The organism is Allobosea minatitlanensis (assembly GCF_964020775.1).
On the sequence record NZ_OZ224509.1, the window covers coordinates 1497598 to 1515733 of the forward strand.

Consider the following 18136-nt stretch of genomic DNA (forward strand, 5'->3'; position numbering starts at 1 on the left):
CTTGCCACGCCGCCTCGTCGAACTGCCTCTTCTGCGCAGCCTGAAGCCGGGCCTGCATGTCCATGACGAGGAGGCGCTGAACGCCGAGCCCTCGCTCGACCTGCTCGACGAGGCGATCACCCCGCTCGGCGCCTTCTTCATCCGCAACAACGGCGCATTGCCCGAGATCGTCGATGCCGGCGCCTGGACGCTGACCATCGACGGCGAGGTCGAGCGCCCGGCCGTCTGGAGCCTGGCGGCGCTGCGCGAGACGTTCGAGACGGTCACGCAGACCGCCGTGCTGGAATGCGCCGGCAACGGCCGCTCGCAATTCTCGCCGGCGACGGACGGGCTGCAATGGCGGCTCGGGGCAGTCGGCTGCGCGCGCTGGACCGGGGTCAGGCTCGCCAACGTCCTGCGGCATGCGGGCGTGAAGCCGGGCGCCGTCTATACCGGCCACCATGCGCCGGACAGGCAGATCGGCAAGCCGGAGAAGGCGGCGCTGTCGCGCGGGCTGCCGATCGCCAAGGCGCTCGCGCCCGAGACGCTGATCGCCTTCGGCATGAACGGCGAGCCCTTGCCGCGCCTGCATGGCGGGCCGCTGCGCATTGTCGCTCCGGGCTATCCGGGCTCGGCCTGGCAGAAGTGGCTCGACCGCATCAGCCTGCGGGCGCAGGAGCATGACGGCGAGAAGATGCGCGGCACCGACTACCGAATGCCGATCCGCCCGCTGCGCCCCGGCGAGGCCCTCGACCCCGCCGATTTTGCCGTCATCACCGACATGCCGGTGAAGTCGCTGATCACCCGCCCGGCGGACGGCTTCACCGTCGCCGCGGGGGAGACGGTCACGGTTGCCGGCTTCGCCTGGAGTGGGGCAGTTCCGCTCGCCGGGCTCGAACTCTCCTGCGATGGCGGGCGCAGTTGGCGCGCGGTCGCGCTGGAGCCGGGCGAGGGGCCTTACGCCTGGCGGCGCTTCGAGGCGCGCCTGCCGGCCGGGCAGCCGGGCACGCTCACCGTCATGGCCCGCGCCCATGACGCCGCCGGCAATCGCCAGCCTCTGGAGATGCCGTGGAATCCGCGCGGCTATTGCAACAACCAGGTCCAGCGCGTCAGCGGCCGGGTCGTGGCGCGCGCCGGCTGAACGGAGGGCACTAAAAAAATCCGCGCGGCGGCTTGAACCTTTTCCCGCGCTGGCGCGTCTCACTCATCGAGTCTGCCGTTCGGGGCACGGCTCTGCCGCCTCGGTCACTCCCCCTCCCATCGGCGACCGAGGCGGCGCTCTCTCTTCCTCGGACGCCTCCACGGCGTCATCCGTCAGGGCTGGGCCTCGTCCTATGCCGCGAGCAGGGCGCGCCCGTCGCTGGCATGGCCGGTGGCGGAGACGATCCGGCCGGGCTCGATCTCGCGGTCGAAGCGCACGAGCGTGAAATCCTCGGCGCGGCCGCTGTTGCCGCGCTCCGTCAGCACCGAAAGCGGCCGGCCCATGCGCGCCTCGAGGTGACGCCGCTGCGCCGCCTCGGCCGCGGCCCGCAGGCGCGCCGCGCGCTCCGCCACGACCGCGCCCGGCAGTTGCGGCATGCGCGCCGCCGGGGTGCCGGGCCTCGCCGAATAGGGAAAGACGTGGACATAGCTCAGCCCGCAGGCCTCGAGGAGCGAGAGCGAGCGGGCGAACATCGCCTCGTCCTCGGTCGGGAAGCCGGCGATCAGGTCCGCCCCGAAGACGAGGTCGGGCCGCAGGCCGCGCATCTGCGCGCAGAAACGGATGGCATCGTCACGGCTGTGGCGCCGCTTCATCCGCTTGAGGATGAGGTCGTCGCCATGCTGCAGCGACAGGTGCAGATGCGGCATCAGCCGCGCCTCGCTCGCGAGCAGGTCGCGCAGGGCGTCGTCGGCCTCGACGGCGTCGATCGAGGAGAGGCGCAGGCGCGGCAGCTCCGGCAGTTCGCGCAGGATCCGCGCCGCGAGCGCGCCGAGCCGGAGGCCGTCCGGCAGGTCCTGGCCATAGCTGGTGAGATCGACGCCGGTGAGCACGATCTCCCGCGCGCCGGCCTCGACGAGCCGTCGGCACTGGGCGAGGACGTCGTCCGCCGGCAGCGAGCGGGAATGGCCGCGCCCGAAGGGGATGACGCAGAAGGTGCAGCGATGGTTGCAGCCGTTCTGCACCTGGACGAAGCCGCGCGTATGGCCGGCGAGGCGCCCGGTCGGCGCCGCGCGCATGGCCGGGCGGGCCATGATGTCGCCGACGGCGAGCTTGTCGGCAGGCGCAGCCGCGTCGCGGCCGAGGCTGTTCGAGCGCGCGAGCGCCAGCCACTGCGCCGGATCCAGCTTCTCGTCGTTGCCAAGCACGCGGTCGGCCTCCGGCATGGCGGCGAAGCGGGCAGGCTCGATCTGCGCGGCGCAGCCGGTGACGATCACGGGCCGGTCCGGCTGCTCGCGCCTGAGGCGGCGGATGGCCTGCCGGGCCTGGCGCGTCGCCTCCGCGGTGACGGCGCAGGAGTTGACGATGGCGGCGTCCTTCAGCCCGGCGGCCTCTGCCTGGAGCCGGAGCGCCTCGCTTTCGACGATGTTGAGGCGGCAGCCGAAGGTGACGACCTCCAGCGCCATCAGGCCGCGCTCGCCAGCAGGGCGGGGTCGAGCCTGCCGTCCCATTCGAAGGCGGCCGCGCCGGTCATCAGCACATGGCCGGCATCCTTCCGGCCGTCGCTCTCGCGCCATTCGATGGTGAGATCGCCGCCCGGCAGGCTGACCACCGCCTTGCGGGCGGAGAGCTCGCGGCGCACGGCGGCGACCAGCGCCGCGCAGGCGCCTGAGCCGCAGGCCTGGGTGATGCCGGCGCCGCGCTCCCAGACGCGCAGCACGATATGGTCCGGCGCCGTGACGGCGGCGAGCTCGATATTGGCGCGGTCGGGGAAGATCGGGTGGTTCTCCAGCAGCGGGCCGATCTGCTCGAGATTGTAGGCATAGGGGTCCTCGACGAAGAAGACCGCATGGGGATTGCCCATGTTGACGGCGCAGGGCGAGTGCAGGATCGGCGCGTCGATCGGGCCGATCTGCAATTCGAAACGGCTGGTGTCCGCGAAAGGCTCGGTCAGCGGGATCTCGTCCCAGGCGAGGCGCGGAGCGCCCATGTCGACGGTAAAGACCGTCTCGCTCTCGCGCTTCACCGGCAGCAGCCCGGCCTTGGTCTGCAGGGTCAGCGCGGTCTTGGCGGGGTCGCCCATCTCCGGGTCGGCCATCATCGCCCAGGCGACGCAGCGCGTGCCGTTGCCGCAGGCGCCGGCCTCGGTGCCGTCGACATTGTAGATGCGGACGAAGGCGTCGGTGCCGGCGGCCTGCGGGTCGTGCAGCACCATGAGCTGGTCGAAGCGGGCGCGCGGCTCGGCGGCGATGGCGCGGGCCTCCTGCGCGCTCACCAGATGCTTCGTGCCGCGCAGGTCGAGCACGGTGATCTGATTGCCGAGCCCGTTCATCTTCAGGAACCGGCGATGCGCCAGAGCGTTCATTTGGTCACATGTCCCATGAAATGCGGGTCTATGGCGGAGGCGGCGTGAAAAAGCCACCCTCATCCCGTTCCTGTGACAAGGTGGACATTCTATGCTGCTCCGCAAGGGCGCGAATCGCGAGAAGCTCAGGGCCGTGACGATGCGGTATTTCCGGATTTGTGTTCTGGCTTGCGCCGGCACCATCGGCCTTGCGCCGACGGCCTGGGCGCAGGCGACGGTGGCGGCGCCCTCCGCCGTGCAGGCGAGCCCGCTCGCCCCGCCGCCGGGCGCCGCCCCCGCGCAGGCGCCCGCCGCTCCCGTGCCGAGCCCGCCCGCGGCCGTGCCCGACCCGCAGCCCTCGCCCCAGCCGGTCCAGCCGGCCCCGCCGGCGCCCAATCCGGTGACGCCGCAGCCGGTGCAGCCGGCGCCGACCCCGCAGGGGCCGCTGGAGCCGCAGCCCGTGCAGCCGCCGCCGGCCGTGCCGGCCCCGGGCCAGCCGCTCGTTCCGCAGCAGCAGCAGACCGGCGTGCCGGACCCGAATGCGACGCTCGCCGGCAAGGGCACCGACACCAGCGACGTCGCCGAGGTGACGCTCTCGCCCAAGCCGGTGCTGGTCCTGTCCGGGCAGACGAGCTGGGACCAGGGCTTCCAGAAGCTCTCCGACAGCTTCAAGGCGCTGCGGGCCGAGGCGCAGCGGGCGGGGCTCGCCGTCGCCGGCCGGCCGCTGACCCTCTTCGTCGAGACCACGGACGAAGGCTTCCGCTTCGACGCGATGCTGCCGGTCGCGATTCCGCCCGGCGGGCAGGCGCCCACGGTCGGCGCGGATTTCAGGATGTCGACCTCGCCGGCCGGCGCGGCGCTGCGCTTCCTGCACCAGGCGCCCTATGACGACATCGATTCCACCTACGAGACGATCACCGCCTATCTCGAGGCGAAGAACATCGTGGTGAAGGACGCCTTCCTCGAGGAATATGTCAGCGACCTCGCCGATCCGGGCGATCCGAACCTCGAGATCAACGTCTACGTCCAGCCGAAATAGCGCGACGGCTTTCCGCCGTCATCCCGGACAAGCGGCGTCAGCCGCGGAAGGCTTCCCTTCGGCCGCGGGGCGACCGGCAGGATGTCAGGCCGTCCAGCTCAGCCCCGGCCGCATCGGCCTGAAGCGCTCCTGCGGCAGCCCGGCGGCGGCCAGCGCCGCCTTCAGCGCCTGCGGCGGCCGTTCGACGCCCTCGTCGGTGAGCTGGAAGGTGCCCCAATGGTGGCCGAGGGCCTCCTCGGCCCGCAGCGCCAGCATGACCCTGACCGCTTCCTCCGGGTTCATGTGGTTGTCCGACATGAACCAGCGCGGCTCATAGGCGCCGATCGGCAGCACGGCGAGGCGGAACGGGCCGTGCTCGGCGCCCAGCCGCTCGTAGAGCGAGCCGTCGTGATAGCCGGTGTCGCCGACATGGAGGATCTTCGCGGCGCGGGCCTCGATGATGAAGGACGACCACAGCGCCATGCGCCGGTCGAAGGCGCCGCGCGCCGACCAGTGATAGGTCGGCACGAGGGTGACGGCGAGCCCGTCCGACAGCGTCAGGCGGTCCGACCAGTCATGCGCCTCGGTGCGGGCGTCGGGGATGCGCGCCCGGACGATGGCGTCGTTGCCGAGCGGCATGATCATGCGCGGCCGGTCGCGGCGGTGCAGGCGGGCCAGCGTCTCGATGTCGAGATGGTCGTAATGATTGTGCGTGATCAGGACCGCATCGAGCGGCGGCAGGTCGTCGAAGGCGACGCCGGGCGGGTTGACGCGCTTCGGCCCCATGAAGCTGAAGGGGCTCGCGCGCTGCGAATAGACCGGGTCCACCAGCAGGTTGAGCCCGGCGATCTGGTAGAGGAAGGAGGCGTGACCGAGATGGACGATCCGCACGCCCTCGACGCGGGCCGGCGGCCTGTCCTGCGGCGGGGCCGGATAGACGGCGGGGAAGGCCTCGCGGTCGCGCTTGCCGGCCTGCCAGCGCAGCACGTCCAGCAGCCCCTTGCCGGCGGGGCGGCCGTCGCTGAAGACCAGCCCGTCGAAATGGTCGCTGACCGGCCCCTGGTAATAGGGATTGCGCGAGCGCGAGATCGCCGCCCAGGCCGCGCCGGTCGAGGCCAGCAGGGCGCCGAGGCCGATGAAGGAGAGAAGCTTGCGGCGATCCATGACCCGAGAGAGGTAGGTCGCTGCGGCCTCCGGTCAAGACTCGGGCGCCTTGATCGCCAGCACATGCAGCCAGCGCGTCGGCACCTTGTCGTAGCCGGAGCCCTCGTCCTCCTCGACGGCGAGGGAGGACCAGCGCGAGGCGGCGCCGAAGGCGGCGACGGCTTCCGGCCGCGACAGATAGTTGAAATAGCGGCCCAGCCCGTCGCGGCCTTCCGCTTCCCCGGCCTTGAAGCTCGCATAGACGACGCCTCCGGGCCGCAGGGCGGCGTGGATCCGGTCGACGATGCCGGGCAGGGCCGGACGCGGCGCATGCAGCAGGCAGGCATGCGCCCAGATCCCGTCATAGGCCGCGATCTCGTTCAGATCCTCGAAGAGCAGCACCGCGACGGGCCGGCCGAGCCTGCGCCCGGCCTCGCGCGCGAGCTCGGGCGAACCGTCGGTCGGGACCACGTCGAAGCCGCGCGCCAGCATCGCCTCGCTGTCCTGGCCGCCGCCGCAGCCCAGTTCGAGGATGCGGGCGCCGGGCCGAAGCCGCCCGGCGAAGAGGTCGATGCGGCGGTGCTCGGCCTCGCGCTCCCGCCCGGCATAGGCGCCGGCCTCGGCCGCGTAGAAGTCGAGCGTCCGGTCGTCCCGGGTGGCCATGCGTCGCCTCAGTTGCTGCCGGAGCGGATCGCAGCGGTCGCGATGCCGGCGCCGATCAGCAGCGTCCCGCCCGCCTTGTTGAAGATGCCGACGGCGCGGGGATTGCGCACCACGGCCCGCGCCCGGGAGGCGACCAGCGCATAGCCCATGGCGTTGGCGAAGGCGAGGCCGATGAAGGTGGCCTCGAAGATCAGCATCTGCGTCCAGAACCCGGACTTCGGATCGAGGAACTGCGGCAGGAAGGCGACGAAGAAGGTGAGGCTCTTGGGGTTCAGCGCCGTCACCAGCCAGGCATGGCCGAGCATCTTCCAGGCCGGAGCGGCATCCGCGCGCGGCCTGGCGTCGAGCGTGCCGCCGGCGCGGAAGAGCTTGACGCCAAGCCAGACGAGATAGGCCGCGCCGAGCCATTTCAGCGCGGCGAAGACGCTGGCCGAGGTCGCGAGCAAGGCGCCGACGCCGAGCATCGAGAGCGTCATCGCCGTGAAGTCGCCGAGCGCCACGCCGAGGGCCACCGGAAAGGCGGTGCGCCAGCCCTGGCCGAGCGCATAGGAGATGACCAGCAGGATGGTCGGGCCGGGAATGACGAGCAGGACGGCGGTGGCGGCGGCGAAGGCGGCCCAGGTTTGGAAGGTCATGACGATGGCTCCGCTAAACTCCAGAGCCATCACCAGATGCGGGGCTTTGTAAAGGGCCTGGCGCCGGGTGGGTTCGCCCATGCGCCGGAGCGCGACGGGGCCGCGCGCCGCTTCAGCGCGTGCCGCGGAGGAGGTCGCAGAGGGCCTTGCGAACGGCGCCCTCCGGCGCGACCTGGCCGGGCTGCACGGTGAAGGCGATGTCGATGCGCGTGCCGGTCGCCTGCTTGCGAGTGGTCACCTTGAGGATCTGCGGGCGGCCGGAGCCGGTGACCTCCTGCATGGCGGAGATCGTGCCGCTCGCCTTGTCGGTACGGATGTCGACGAAGTCCCCGTCGGCCTTGATCGCCCGGACGATCGCCGGCAGCACGGCGGCCGGTGCCTTCCTGGACAGGTCCCAGGTGCGATAGGTGATCTGCGAGACCATCGGCACGCCGGAGCTGCTGAAATTGGTGGCGCAGGGCTGCGCCCGGGCTGCACCGGGGCCGGCGAAGGCGGCGCAGGCGGCAACGCCAAGAGCAAAAAGCAGGCGAATCGGCATCATGATCATCGGGCTCGCAATCGGGAGGGACGGCGTCCGTTACCGAGGTTGCGGAGCCCTGTCACCGTCACCCAGGGTCACGCGCGCTTCCGGCTCGGCGGCGACGACCAGCACCCACCAGGCGCGGTAGCTGCTGCGCGGGTCCTTGGAGAGCGCGATGCCGTAGCGCGTCGCTTCCCGCATGCGCAGATTGGCGTCGTGACCCGGCGATTTGCGCCAGCCGTCGAAGGCTTCCTCGACCGAGAAATAGCCGCCGCCCAGATTCTCGGCGATGCGGGACGAATCGAGGCCGGCCGCCTCGACGCGCGCGGCGAAGCGGCCGCCGGCCTCGTGCGAGAGGGCGTTCTTCGCGACCATGGCGTCGGCCTGGCGCTGGGCCATCGCCATCAGCCGCGGGTCCGGCCGGACGGGGCCGAGGCCGTGGCTGGCGCGGTAGGCGTTGAGGATGCGTCCCGCCTGGGCCGGGTCGAGGGTGACGGCGCCGAGGCGCTCGACCATGCGGGGGTCGAGCGGTCCTTCGCGACGGGCCTCGCCGCCGCAGCCGGCGAGGAGGAGGGTGAGGGCCAGCAGGGGCAGGGCGATCACGATCTTCATGGGCTTCGCTTCGTTGCGGGGCGCGATGCGATGCCGCCAGATCAGGGCCATTCTGGGGCCGAGCGCCGTCATGGCTGGGGAGAGAAGCGGCGGGGCAGGTTCCGCAGGCGGGGCGGGACGTCCGATCCCGCCGCCCCGGAGCGCCCCGCCATGCGCGCAAACGCGCCCGCCAACCTTGACTTTCGCCACATTCTTCCGCTTTAAGGGCGCCATCCGTTTCGCCGACATCGCCGAAACCGCATCCGCCGACCGGGCCGCCTTGCGGCTTCCATGAGCCCGGAGGTCAACGTCCGACAGCGCGATTGCGCCCTCGGGCGCGAAACCGTTTGGCAATGGGTTCCGGCGCTGGAGGCTCCCTGAGGCAAGCAGGCAGGTCCGCATGTTCGGCACGCTGAGCGACAGGCTCTCCGGCATCCTCTCGGGGCTGACCCGCAGGGGTTCGCTGACCGAGGAGGACGTCAACGCGGCGCTCCGCGAGGTGCGCCGGGCGCTGCTCGAGGCCGACGTCGCGCTCGAGGTCGTCCGCAGCTTTACCGACAAGGTGCGCGAGCGCGCCGTCGGCGCCGAGGTTCTCAAGTCGGTCACGCCCGGCCAGCAGGTCATCAAGATCGTCAACGACGTCCTGATCGAGACGCTGGGCGGCGAGGGCGAGAGCATCAATCTCGATGCCGTGCCGCCCGTGCCGGTGCTGATGGTGGGTCTCCAGGGCTCGGGCAAGACCACCTCGACCGCCAAGATCGCCAAGCGCCTGACGGACCGGAACAGGAAGAAGGTGCTGATGGCGTCGCTGGATACGCGACGCCCGGCCGCGATGGAGCAGCTCGCCGTGCTCGGCCAGCAGGTCGGCGTGCAGACGCTGCCGATCGTCGCCGGCCAGTCGGCGGTGCAGATCGCCAGGCGCGCCATCGAGGCGGGCCGCCTCGGCGGCTTCGACGTCGTCATGCTCGACACCGCCGGCCGCGTCACGCTCGACGACACGTTGATGGAAGAGGTCGCGCAGGTGAAGGCCGCGACCAATCCCCATGAGGTGCTGCTCGTCGCCGACGCGCTGACCGGCCAGGACGCGGTCAACACGGCGCGCGCCTTCGACGCCCGCGTCGGCCTCACCGGCATCGTGCTGACCCGCATGGACGGCGATTCGCGCGGCGGCGCGGCGCTCTCGATGCGCGCCGTCACCGGCAAGCCGATCAAGCTCGTCGGCATCGGCGAGAAGGTCGACGAGCTCGACGATTTCCACCCCTCCCGCGTCGCCAACCGCATCCTCGGCATGGGCGACATCGTCTCGCTGGTCGAGAAGGCGGCGCAGACGATCGACGCCGCGCAGGCGCAGGCCACCGCGCAGCGCATGGCCAAGGGCCAGTTCGACCTCTCCGACATGCGCGCCCAGCTCCAGCAGATGGAGAAGATGGGCGGCCTCGGCGGCGTGATGAGCATGCTGCCGGGCATGAAGCAGGCCCAGTCCCAGCTCACCAATGCCGGCGTCGGCGACAAGATGTTCAAGAGCATGATCGCCGCGATCGACTCGATGACGCCGGCCGAGCGCAAGAACCCCGATCTGCTCAAGAACAGCCGCAAGAAGCGTATCGCGGCCGGCTCCGGCACCACGGCCGAGCAGATCAACAAGCTGCTCAAGATGCATCGCGGCATGGCCGACGCCATGAAGATGATGAGCAAGCAGAAGGGCGGCATGCTCGGCAAGCTCGGCGGCATGTTCGGGCTCGGCGGCGGGCTGCCGGCCGGCATGCCCGACCCGTCCAAGATGGACCCGGCCCAGCTCGCCGAACTGCAGAAGCAGCTCGGCGCCGGCGGCGGGCTTCCGCCGCTGCCGCCCGGCGGCTTCCCCGGATTGCCCAAGGGCGTCACCCCGCCGGCCGGGATGATGCCGAAACTGCCGGGCCTCGGCGGCGGTTTGCCCGGCCTGGGCGGCAATCCGTTCGGGGGGAAGAAGAAGTGAGCAGCACGATCCTCGGCATCAATGCCCAGGTCGATTTCGGTAATCTCGTCGTCGGACTCGGAACCTTTTGCCTGGCTCTCGTGACGGCGATCGTGGCGCTTCGCTCGGCACGGTCGAGCTCACGCGATAAGCTTTCGGAGTTTCGCAAGGAGCAGATCGAGAACCTCAGAGCCCAGATCGCCGAATTTCATTCCGTGCAGTGTCAGTTGGGCGTGATGGCTTACGGCAAAAGCAAGGGTTTCGGCTTCGAGCATTCGGATTTCTCCGACCTGACGGAGAAAAGTCAGAGCTTGAGATCCAACATCAAGCTTCTTCTCGACCACAATAAGGTTACGCATGCCGGCCTGGAAGAGATCATCGACCAATGCCACAGGCTTTCACTCGATAAGTTCAAACGGGATTTCAAAGGCAAGTTTATTGATGAAGACAGTTTGCGCCCCCTGATCGACAAGGCGAGAGCTGTATTGAAAGACGAAGAGAAAAACCTGTATCAACCCTGAACCGAAGAAAGAGAAGACCCATGTCCCTCAAGATCCGCCTGACCCGTGGCGGCGCCAAGAAGCGCCCCTATTACCGCATCGTCGTCGCCGATTCGCGCTCGCCGCGCGATGGCCGCTTCATCGAGAAGATCGGCTCCTACGATCCGATGAAGGCCAAGGACGCCGAGGATCGCGTCGTGCTCGACACCGAGAAGGTCCAGGCCTGGCTCGCCAAGGGCGCCCAGCCGACCGACCGCGTGCTGCGCTTCCTCGACGCCGCCGGCCTCGTCAAGCGCCCGGCGCGCAACAATCCGAAGAAGGCCCTCCCGGGCGAGAAGGCCAAGGAGCGCGCCGAGAAGAAGGCCGAGAAGGCCGCCGCTCCGGCCGCCGAAGAAGCCGCCGCCGAGGCGTGAGCCGCTTGCTCCTCGCTTCGTCATTCCGGGGCGCGGCGCAGCCGCGAGCCCGCAATCCAGAATCGCAGGGCGCGGGAAAGCCCGGCCGGCCGCCGCGTTCATCCGCGTTTCGGCATCGGTTCTGGGTTTTGGGCTCCGCGCTGACGCGAAGCCCCGGAAGGACGGAGTGCGGGGATGCCTGACGAGAACCTCATCCTGCTCGGCGTCGTCGGCGCGCCGCATGGCGTGCGCGGCGAGGTCAGGATCAAGACCTTCACCGGCGACCCGCTCGCGATCGCCGGCTACGGCCCGCTCAGCGACGGCAAGGGCCGCAGCGTCGAGATCCTCGACGTCCGCCCGGCCAAGGAGGTCGTCGTCGCCCGGCTCAAGGGCGTCGCCACCCGCGAGGCGGCCGAGGCGCTGAACGGTGTCGAGCTGTTCGTCGCCCGCGACAGGCTGCCCGAGAGCGAGGACGAGGACGAGTTCCTGCAGGCCGATCTCATCGGCTGCCGGGTCGTCGGACCGGGCGAAGCCATGCTCGGCTCCGTCACCGCCGTCGAGAATTACGGCGCCGGCGACCTGCTCGCCGTCGCGACCCCGGACGGGCGTTCCGTCCTGATGCCCTTCACCAAGGCCTTCGCGCCGCGCATCGACATCGCCGCGCGGCGGATCGAGGCCGAGCCGCCCCTGGGATTGTTCGAGCCCGACGATGACGAGCGATAGGCCTGCCCGCGCGCTGATCTTCGACATGGACGGCACCATCGTCGACAATATGCGCTACCACGACGATGCTTGGGAAAGCTGGCATCTCGGCAACGGCCTGCCCTTCGACCGCGCGACCTTCGCGGCCCGCACCGCCGGCATGGCCGGGCACGAGATCATCGCCTCCTATTTCCCGCAGGCGGCGATGGCGGAGCTCGAGGCGATGAGCGACGCCAAGGAAGCACTCTATCGCGCGGCCTATTTGCCGCATGTCGCGGCCAATCAGGGATTTCTGGACCTGATCGCCCGCGCCGCCCGCTCCGGCGTGCCGATGGCGGTGGGCACCGCCGCGCCGCCGGCGAATATCGAGGTGGTGCTGGACACGCTCGGCCTGCGTCCGCGCTTCGCCACCATCGTCTCGCCCTCGCAGGGCTTCCGCGGCAAGCCGCATCCGGACATGTTCCTGGCGGCGGCGGAGCGGATGAAGGTCGACCCGGCCGACTGCATCGTCTTCGAGGACGCGCCGCTCGGCGTCGAGGCGGCGCGGCGCGCCGGCATGCGGGCCGTGGCGCTGCTGACCATGCTCGATGCGGACGCTTTTTCCGCCTTCGACAACCTGATCGCCGCGGTTCGCGACTTCACGGCGCTGGACGGGCTGCCGGCGCTGCGCTTCAGTTAGCTTGCCTTTTCCAACCGCGGGCCATCCCGGACGAGCGACGTCGTCGCGCCGGTCCGGGCCCCCGGCTGAACCGTTCCGGCATGGATCCCGGCTCTGCGCGGCGTTTATCCTCGAGCCGGCCGAAGGTCGGATCCGAGGGCTCCGCCGGGGAGACAGGCTGGAAGCAACTGCCTCAATCCAAGGTCGCCATGTCGTTCCGCGCCTCGATCCTGACCCTCTATCCCGAGATGTTCCCCGGCCCGCTCGGCCTCTCGCTGGCGGGGGAGGGGCTGCGCAAGGGGCTGTGGTCGCTCGAAACCCACCAGATCCGCGAGCACGGCATCGGCCGGCACCGCAATGTCGACGACAACCCGGCCGGCGGCGGCGCCGGCATGGTGCTGCGCTGCGACGTGCTGGCCGCGGCGATCGACGCGGCCGTGCCGCCGGACGATCAGCGTCCGCGCCTGCTGATGTCGCCGCGCGGGCGGCCCCTGAAGCAGGAGACGGTGCGCGAATGGGCGGCGGGGGCCGGCCTCGTCATCGTCTGCGGGCGCTTCGAGGGCGTCGACGAGCGGGTGATCGAGGGGCGCGGACTGATCGAGGTCTCGATCGGCGACTACATCCTCTCCGGCGGCGAGATGGCGGCGCTGACGCTGCTCGACGCCTGTGTGCGGCTGATCCCCGGGGTGATGGGCAAGGTCGCTTCCGGCGAGGATGAGAGCTTCGAGAACGGCCTGCTCGAATATCCGCACTATACCCGGCCGCGCGAATGGGAAGGCCGCGGCCTGCCCGAGGCCCTGCTCTCCGGCGACCATGCCCGCATCGCGAAATGGCGGCGCGAGCAGGCGGAGAGGATCACGCGGGAGAGAAGGCCGGATCTTCTTTCCCTTCACCCCTCGGGGGAGAAGGAAGGCTAACGATACGCCGTCACCGGCAGCTTTTCCGCCAGCCAGCCGCCCGGCCCGAGCATGCCGCCGCGCACGGCGACGAGGTCGCGCCAGCCTCTGCCGGCGAGCTTCATCACGGTCGCAACCGACTGCGCGCCGGTGCGGTCGATCAGGGCGATGCGCGTGCCGGGATGGTCGAGGCGCAGGCCCGCCAGCCTGACCTCGAAGGCCGTGGCGTCGACGTCGAGCGGGATCGCGCCTTGCGGCAGGCCGGTATCGGCCCATTCGCCGGCGCTGCGGATGTCGACGAGGACGATCCGCCCGGCCTGCGCCGCTTCATGGGCCTCGCGGGCGGAGATTGCCGGGAGCGCCTGCCCGAAAACGAAAGCGGCCGGGAGCGCGAGGCTCCCGGCCAGAAGCATGCGGCGCGTCGCTGCGCCAGCGCCCATCGTCTCAGCGCAGCTCGGCGCAGAAGCGCTGGATGCGGCGGCAGGCCTCTTCCAGCTTCTCGTCCGAGGTGGCGTAGGAGATGCGGAAGTTCGGGCCAAGCCCGAAGGAGGAGCCGTGCACGGCCGCGACGGCTTCCGCCTCCAGCAGGCCGATGACGAGGTCCTCGTCGGTCTCGATCTTCTTGCCGTTCGGCATGGTCTTGCCGATCAGCTCCGAGCAGTCCGGGTAGACGTAGAAGGCGCCTTCCGGCGTCGGGCACTTCAAGCCGCGGGTCTGGTTCAGCATCGAGACGACGAGGTCGCGGCGGCGCTCGAACGCCTTCTTGAACACCGGCAGGTGCTCCTGGGTGCCGTCGAGGGCCTCGACCGCCGCCCATTGCGAAATCGCCGAGGTGCCCGAGGTCTGCTGGCCCTGGACCAGGTCCATCGCCTTGATCAGATGCTCGGGGCCGGCGGCGTAGCCGATGCGCCAGCCGGTCATGGCATAGGCCTTCGAGACGCCGTTCATGGTCAGCGTGCGCTCGTAGAGGCCGGGCTCGATCTGGGCCGGGGTGACGAACTTGAAGTCGCCATAGGTCAGGTGCTCGTACATGTCGTCGGTCAGCACCCAGACATGCGGGTGGCGCATCAGCACCTCGGTGAGCTTCTTCAGCTCGTCATGGCTGTAGGCGGCGCCCGACGGGTTGGAAGGCGAGTTCAGGATCACCCATTTGGTCTTGGGCGTGATCGCCTTCTCCAGCTCCTCGGGCTGGAGCTTGAAGTCGTCCTTGAGATGGGTCTGGGCGAAGGTCGCGGTGCCGCCGCAGAGCGCGACGATCTCCGGATAGCTCACCCAGTAGGGGGCGACGCAGATCACCTCGTCGCCGGGGTTCAGCGTGGCGAGCAGCGCGTTGTAGATGACGTGCTTGCCGCCGGTGCCGACGATGGTCTGGCTGGCCTTGTAGTCGAGCCCGTTCTCGCGCTTCAGCTTGCGGGTGATCGCCTCGCGGAGCTGCGGGATGCCGGGAACCGGGGTGTATTTGGTCTCGCCGCGGCGGATGGCGGCGATGGCCGCCTCCTTGATATTGTCCGGCGTGTCGAAATCGGGTTCGCCGACGGAGAGCGAGATCACGTCCTTGCCCTGGGCTTTCAGGTCCCGGGCCTTCTGCGTGATCGTGATGGTCGCGGACGGCTTCACGCGCTTCAGGGCATCGGCAAGAAAGGCCATGGGACTGGTCTCCGGGGGAGAGGACAGGATGCGCCCCAGCGGGCGCGCGCGAGGTTTATGACCAGGCGTCGATGATCGCAAGCGCAACTGCTTGATGTTTTGCAGAAGCGTCATGAATTGGCACGGATTTGCCAGTGCGCCCGGCGCATGCGAAGGCCGGGAGATGACGAGCGCCAGCGGACCGATCGCGATCTATGTCGATGCCGATGCCTGCCCGGTGAAGGACGAGGTCTACCGCGTCGCCGGCCGCCATCGCCTGCATGTCTTCGTCGTCGCCAACAGCTTCCTCAACCTGCCGCGCGAGCCCTGGATCGAGCGGGTCGTGGTTCCCGGCAATTTCGACGCAGCCGATGACTGGATCGCCGAACGCGCCTCGCGCGGCGCCATCGTCGTCACAGCCGACATCCCGCTGGCGGATCGCTGCATCAAGGCCGGCGCCGAGGTCATCGGCCCCACCGGCAGGCCCTTCACCGAGGCCTCGATCGGCATGGCGCTGGCGACGCGCGACATGATGGAGGATCTGCGCGCCATGGGCGTGGCGGGCGGCGGGCCGAAGCCGTTCTCGCCGAAGGACCGCTCCGCCTTCCTGCAGGCGCTCGACCTCGCGATCCAGCGGCTGAAGCGGGCCGGTTTGGGCTAGGGCGCCTGTTTGGATAGTGAGGCCTCATCCTGAGGAGCCGCGTCAGCCGCGTCTCGAAGGACGCTTCAGAAGCCTCCGGAGACATCTGGAACATCCTTCGAGACGCAAGCTTTGCTTGCTCCTCAGCACGCGGGCTTGGAGTTTTTCAAACAGGGTCCGAGGCGCATGCCGGATCGCTGGACGGCTTGCGCTATTGCCCCTAAAGGACGGGAACGCCCGCTACGCAGACGGGTATCCGGGAGGAATTTCATGTCTCTGACCCGCCGCTCCACGCTCGGCCTGATGGCCGGCGCCGTCCTCGCTCCGGCCGTCGCCCGGGCCGAGAGCTTTCCGAGCAAGGTCGTCACCCTGGTCGTGCCCTATCCGGCGGGCGGGCCGACCGACGCGATCGCGCGCTTCGTGGCGCAGGACCTCTCCGTCGCCTTCGGCCACAACGTGCTGGTCGACAACCGGGCCGGCGCCTCGGGCGCGGTCGGCACGCGCGCCGTCGCCCATGCGGCGCCGGACGGCTACACCATCGTCTTCGGCAACAACCAGACGCATGGCAACAACATGTTCCTGCTGAAGGACCCCGGCTACGACGCGGTCAAGGATTTCGCGCCGCTCGCCGGCGTCGGCGCCTTCGAGCACGCCTTCGTCGTCCGCAACGACCTGCCGGCCAAGACCATCCCCGAGCTGATCGCGCTCGCCAAGGCCGAGCCCGGCAAGCTCAACTACGGCTCCACCGGCGTCGGGTCCGGCTCGCATCTCGCCATGGAGCTGTTCATGCAGCGCACCGGCATCAAGATGACGCATGTGCCCTTCCGCGGCGCCGCGCCGCTGGTGCAGGAGATCGTCGCCGGGCGCATCGACATCGCCAACTCGACGCTGCCGAGCGTGCTGGAGCAGATCAATGGCGGGGCGCTGCGCGCGCTCGCCATCGCCAGCCCCGAGCGCAACCCGCAGGCCAAGGCCATCCCGACCTTGCGCGAGCAGGGCGTGAGCAATGCCGACGCCGATTCCTGGGCGGCCTTCTTCGCTCCGGCCAAGACGGCGCAGCCTGTGCTCGACGTGCTCTCAAAGGCGATCATCGCCTCGCTGAACAAGCCCCAGACGCGCGACGCCATCATCAAGCTCGGCTTCACCCTCAAGGTGCGCGAGCCCGATGCCTTCCGGCCCTATCACCTCCAGGAAATCGCGACCTGGAAGCAGATCATCGCCGATGCCGGGGTGAAGGCGGAATAGGGCGAGACATTCGCTCAACCTTCATCCCGAGGAGGCCGCATCGGCGGGCTTCTCGAAAGATGATCCAGCGATCTCCGCAGCTTCCTGAAACATCCTTCGAGATGCGCTCCTGTCGGGCGCTCATCGGGACGAGGGCTGCGGGGCGCGATGCGCAGGAGCCTGTCCCATGAATCTGATGCCCATGCTCACCGCCCGCCGCGAGGCGGGAAAGCCCGTCCCTGCCGCGCTGATCGGCGCCGGCAAGTTCGGCTCGATGTTCCTGTCGCAGGTCCCGCATATCGAGGGGCTGGAGGTCGCGGTGATCGCCGATCTCGATCCTGAGCGGGCCAAGACGGCCTGCCGCAATGTCGGCTGGGACGAGGCGCGGATCGCCCGGACCCGCTTCGTCGACGACGGCGCCGCCGCGGCCCGCGCGGACGGGGTCGAGGTGGTGCTGGAGGCGACCGGCCATCCCGCCGCCGGCGCCCGCCATGCGCTGGCCGCGATCGAGGCCGGGCGGCATGTCGTGATGGTCAATGTCGAGGCCGACGTCCTGGTCGGGCCGGTGCTGGCGCGCAAGGCGCAGGCCGCCGGCGTGGTCTATTCGATGGCCTATGGCGACCAGCCGGCGCTGGTCAGCGAGATGGTCGACTGGGCGCGGGCGGCGGGCTTCACCGTCGCCGCCGCCGGCAAGGGCACCAAATACCTGCCGGCCTATCACAACGTCACGCCCGACGACGTCTGGACCCATTACGGGCTGACGCCCGAGGCGGCGAAGGCGGCGGGGATGAATCCGCAGATGTTCAACTCCTTCCTCGACGGCACCAAGTCGGCGATCGAGATGGCGGCGATCGCCAATGCCTGCGGTCTCGACGTGCCCGAGGCGGGGCTCGCCTTCCCGCCCTGCGGCGTCGACGACCTCGCCCAGGTGCTGCGTCCGCGCGCGGTCGGCGGGCAGCTCGAGCGCGATGGCATGGTCGAGGTCGTCTCCTCGCTGGAGCGCGACGGGCGCCCGGTCTTCCGCGACCTGCGCTGGGGCGTCTATGTCGTGCTGAAGGCGCCGAACGATTATGCCGCCGCCTGCTTCAAGCAGTACGGCCTGCCGACCGACGCGACCGGGCGCTATGCCGCGATGTACAAGCCGTTCCACCTGATCGGGCTGGAGCTGTCGATCTCGGTGCTGAACGCGGCGCTGCGGGGCGAGCCGACCGGGATGACGCGGGGCTGGCGGGGCGACGCCGTCGCCGTCGCCAAGCGCGCGCTCAAGGCCGGCGAGATGCTCGACGGGGAGGGCGGCTACACCGTCTATGGCCGGCTGATGCCGGCTGCGGCGAGCCAATCCTGCGGCGGCCTGCCGATCGGCCTCGCCCATGGCGTCAGGCTGACGCGCGACGTCGCGGCCGGGCAGCCGGTGACCGAGGCCAATGTGACGCTGGACGAAAGCCAGCCGATCGTTTCACTTCGTCGTGAGCTCGCCGCAACGGCTTGGTGATCGGCCGCGTTGCCTTCACTC

The 18136-nt window shown here is 70.0% G+C and carries 20 protein-coding genes; 11 read left to right on the plus strand and 9 right to left on the minus strand.

The annotated features are described in order from the left end of the window. The first annotated feature begins 1 nt into the window (after position 1). Positions 2-1120, plus strand: a complete 1119-nt coding sequence (locus tag ACWH43_RS07365; protein ID WP_448153427.1) for a sulfite oxidase — start codon at positions 2-4, stop codon at positions 1118-1120. Between the two features lie 191 nt (positions 1121-1311). Here the strand turns inward: ACWH43_RS07365 and mtaB are convergent, their stop codons facing one another. Beyond that, positions 1312-2583, minus strand: coding sequence for a tRNA (N(6)-L-threonylcarbamoyladenosine(37)-C(2))-methylthiotransferase MtaB (gene mtaB / locus ACWH43_RS07370; protein ID WP_158448070.1), 1272 nt, complete (start codon positions 2581-2583; stop codon positions 1312-1314). Continuing rightward, complete coding sequence (gene dapF / locus ACWH43_RS07375; protein ID WP_158446317.1) at positions 2583-3482, minus strand: diaminopimelate epimerase; 900 nt, start codon at positions 3480-3482, stop codon at positions 2583-2585. The genes mtaB and dapF overlap by 1 nt, the downstream gene beginning before the upstream one ends. A 91-nt stretch (positions 3483-3573) precedes the next feature. On the opposite strand from dapF, the gene ACWH43_RS07380 reads away from it, so the two are divergent. Then, positions 3574-4500: a GyrI-like domain-containing protein gene (locus tag ACWH43_RS07380; RefSeq protein ID WP_158448069.1), complete on the plus strand. Its 927-nt coding sequence runs from the start codon at positions 3574-3576 to the stop codon at positions 4498-4500. A gap of 84 nt (positions 4501-4584) precedes the next feature. Here ACWH43_RS07380 and ACWH43_RS07385 read toward each other — a convergent pair whose 3' ends face one another. The 5 genes from ACWH43_RS07385 to ACWH43_RS07405 form a co-directional block, all read right to left on the minus strand. Then, positions 4585-5643: an MBL fold metallo-hydrolase gene (locus ACWH43_RS07385; RefSeq protein ID WP_158444516.1), complete on the minus strand. Its 1059-nt coding sequence runs from the start codon at positions 5641-5643 to the stop codon at positions 4585-4587. A gap of 33 nt (positions 5644-5676) precedes the next feature. Beyond that, complete coding sequence (locus tag ACWH43_RS07390) at positions 5677-6285, minus strand: class I SAM-dependent methyltransferase (protein WP_158444515.1); 609 nt, start codon at positions 6283-6285, stop codon at positions 5677-5679. Between the two features lie 8 nt (positions 6286-6293). Beyond that, entirely contained in the window at positions 6294-6920 is a 627-nt protein-coding gene (locus tag ACWH43_RS07395) for a LysE family translocator (protein WP_158444514.1), read from the minus strand. A 112-nt stretch (positions 6921-7032) separates the two neighbouring features. After that, positions 7033-7461 carry a hypothetical protein gene (locus ACWH43_RS07400; protein WP_158444513.1) on the minus strand — a complete coding sequence of 143 codons (429 nt, stop codon included), beginning with the start codon at positions 7459-7461 and terminating at the stop codon, positions 7033-7035. A gap of 36 nt (positions 7462-7497) precedes the next feature. After that, the gene (locus ACWH43_RS07405) at positions 7498-8052 is read right to left on the minus strand and encodes a CAP domain-containing protein (protein ID WP_260347713.1); all 555 of its coding nucleotides are present in this window, start codon (positions 8050-8052) and stop codon (positions 7498-7500) included. Positions 8053-8431: 379 nt separating this feature from the next. Between ACWH43_RS07405 and ffh the strand changes: the two genes are divergently transcribed. The 6 genes from ffh (at position 8432) to trmD (ending at position 13154) form a co-directional block, all read left to right on the plus strand. Beyond that, on the plus strand, positions 8432-10006 hold the full coding sequence (gene ffh / locus ACWH43_RS07410; protein ID WP_158444511.1) for a signal recognition particle protein: 1575 nt from the start codon (positions 8432-8434) through the stop codon (positions 10004-10006). Next, a complete protein-coding gene (locus ACWH43_RS07415; protein WP_158448068.1) occupies positions 10003-10506 on the plus strand; it encodes a hypothetical protein in 504 nt (167 codons plus the stop codon). The genes ffh and ACWH43_RS07415 overlap by 4 nt, the downstream gene beginning before the upstream one ends. A 20-nt stretch (positions 10507-10526) precedes the next feature. Next, the gene (gene rpsP / locus ACWH43_RS07420) at positions 10527-10898 is read left to right on the plus strand and encodes a 30S ribosomal protein S16 (protein WP_158443502.1); all 372 of its coding nucleotides are present in this window, start codon (positions 10527-10529) and stop codon (positions 10896-10898) included. A 174-nt stretch (positions 10899-11072) separates the two neighbouring features. Then, a complete protein-coding gene (gene rimM / locus ACWH43_RS07425; RefSeq protein WP_158443503.1) occupies positions 11073-11600 on the plus strand; it encodes a ribosome maturation factor RimM in 528 nt (175 codons plus the stop codon). Next, a complete protein-coding gene (locus ACWH43_RS07430) occupies positions 11587-12258 on the plus strand; it encodes an HAD family hydrolase (protein ID WP_158443504.1) in 672 nt (223 codons plus the stop codon). Before rimM ends, ACWH43_RS07430 begins: the two co-directional genes overlap by 14 nt. A gap of 188 nt (positions 12259-12446) precedes the next feature. Then, complete coding sequence (gene trmD / locus ACWH43_RS07435) at positions 12447-13154, plus strand: tRNA (guanosine(37)-N1)-methyltransferase TrmD (protein ID WP_158443505.1); 708 nt, start codon at positions 12447-12449, stop codon at positions 13152-13154. Here the strand turns inward: trmD and ACWH43_RS07440 are convergent. After that, positions 13151-13546, minus strand: coding sequence for a rhodanese-like domain-containing protein (locus ACWH43_RS07440; protein WP_158443506.1), 396 nt, complete (start codon positions 13544-13546; stop codon positions 13151-13153). The genes trmD and ACWH43_RS07440 overlap by 4 nt on opposite strands. 31 nt (positions 13547-13577) lie before the next feature. Beyond that, entirely contained in the window at positions 13578-14780 is a 1203-nt protein-coding gene (locus tag ACWH43_RS07445; RefSeq protein WP_158443507.1) for a pyridoxal phosphate-dependent aminotransferase, read from the minus strand. Positions 14781-14943: 163 nt separating this feature from the next. On the opposite strand from ACWH43_RS07445, the gene ACWH43_RS07450 reads away from it, so the two are divergent. The 3 genes from ACWH43_RS07450 to ACWH43_RS07460 all read left to right on the plus strand — a co-directional run bounded on the left by ACWH43_RS07450 (position 14944) and on the right by ACWH43_RS07460 (position 18115). Next, positions 14944-15420 carry a YaiI/YqxD family protein gene (locus tag ACWH43_RS07450; RefSeq protein WP_158443508.1) on the plus strand — a complete coding sequence of 159 codons (477 nt, stop codon included), beginning with the start codon at positions 14944-14946 and terminating at the stop codon, positions 15418-15420. Positions 15421-15669: 249 nt separating this feature from the next. After that, the gene (locus ACWH43_RS07455) at positions 15670-16644 is read left to right on the plus strand and encodes a Bug family tripartite tricarboxylate transporter substrate binding protein (protein WP_260347715.1); all 975 of its coding nucleotides are present in this window, start codon (positions 15670-15672) and stop codon (positions 16642-16644) included. Positions 16645-16810: 166 nt separating this feature from the next. Then, on the plus strand, positions 16811-18115 hold the full coding sequence (locus ACWH43_RS07460) for an NAD(P)H-dependent oxidoreductase (protein ID WP_448153428.1): 1305 nt from the start codon (positions 16811-16813) through the stop codon (positions 18113-18115). Positions 18116-18136 lie beyond the last annotated feature (21 nt).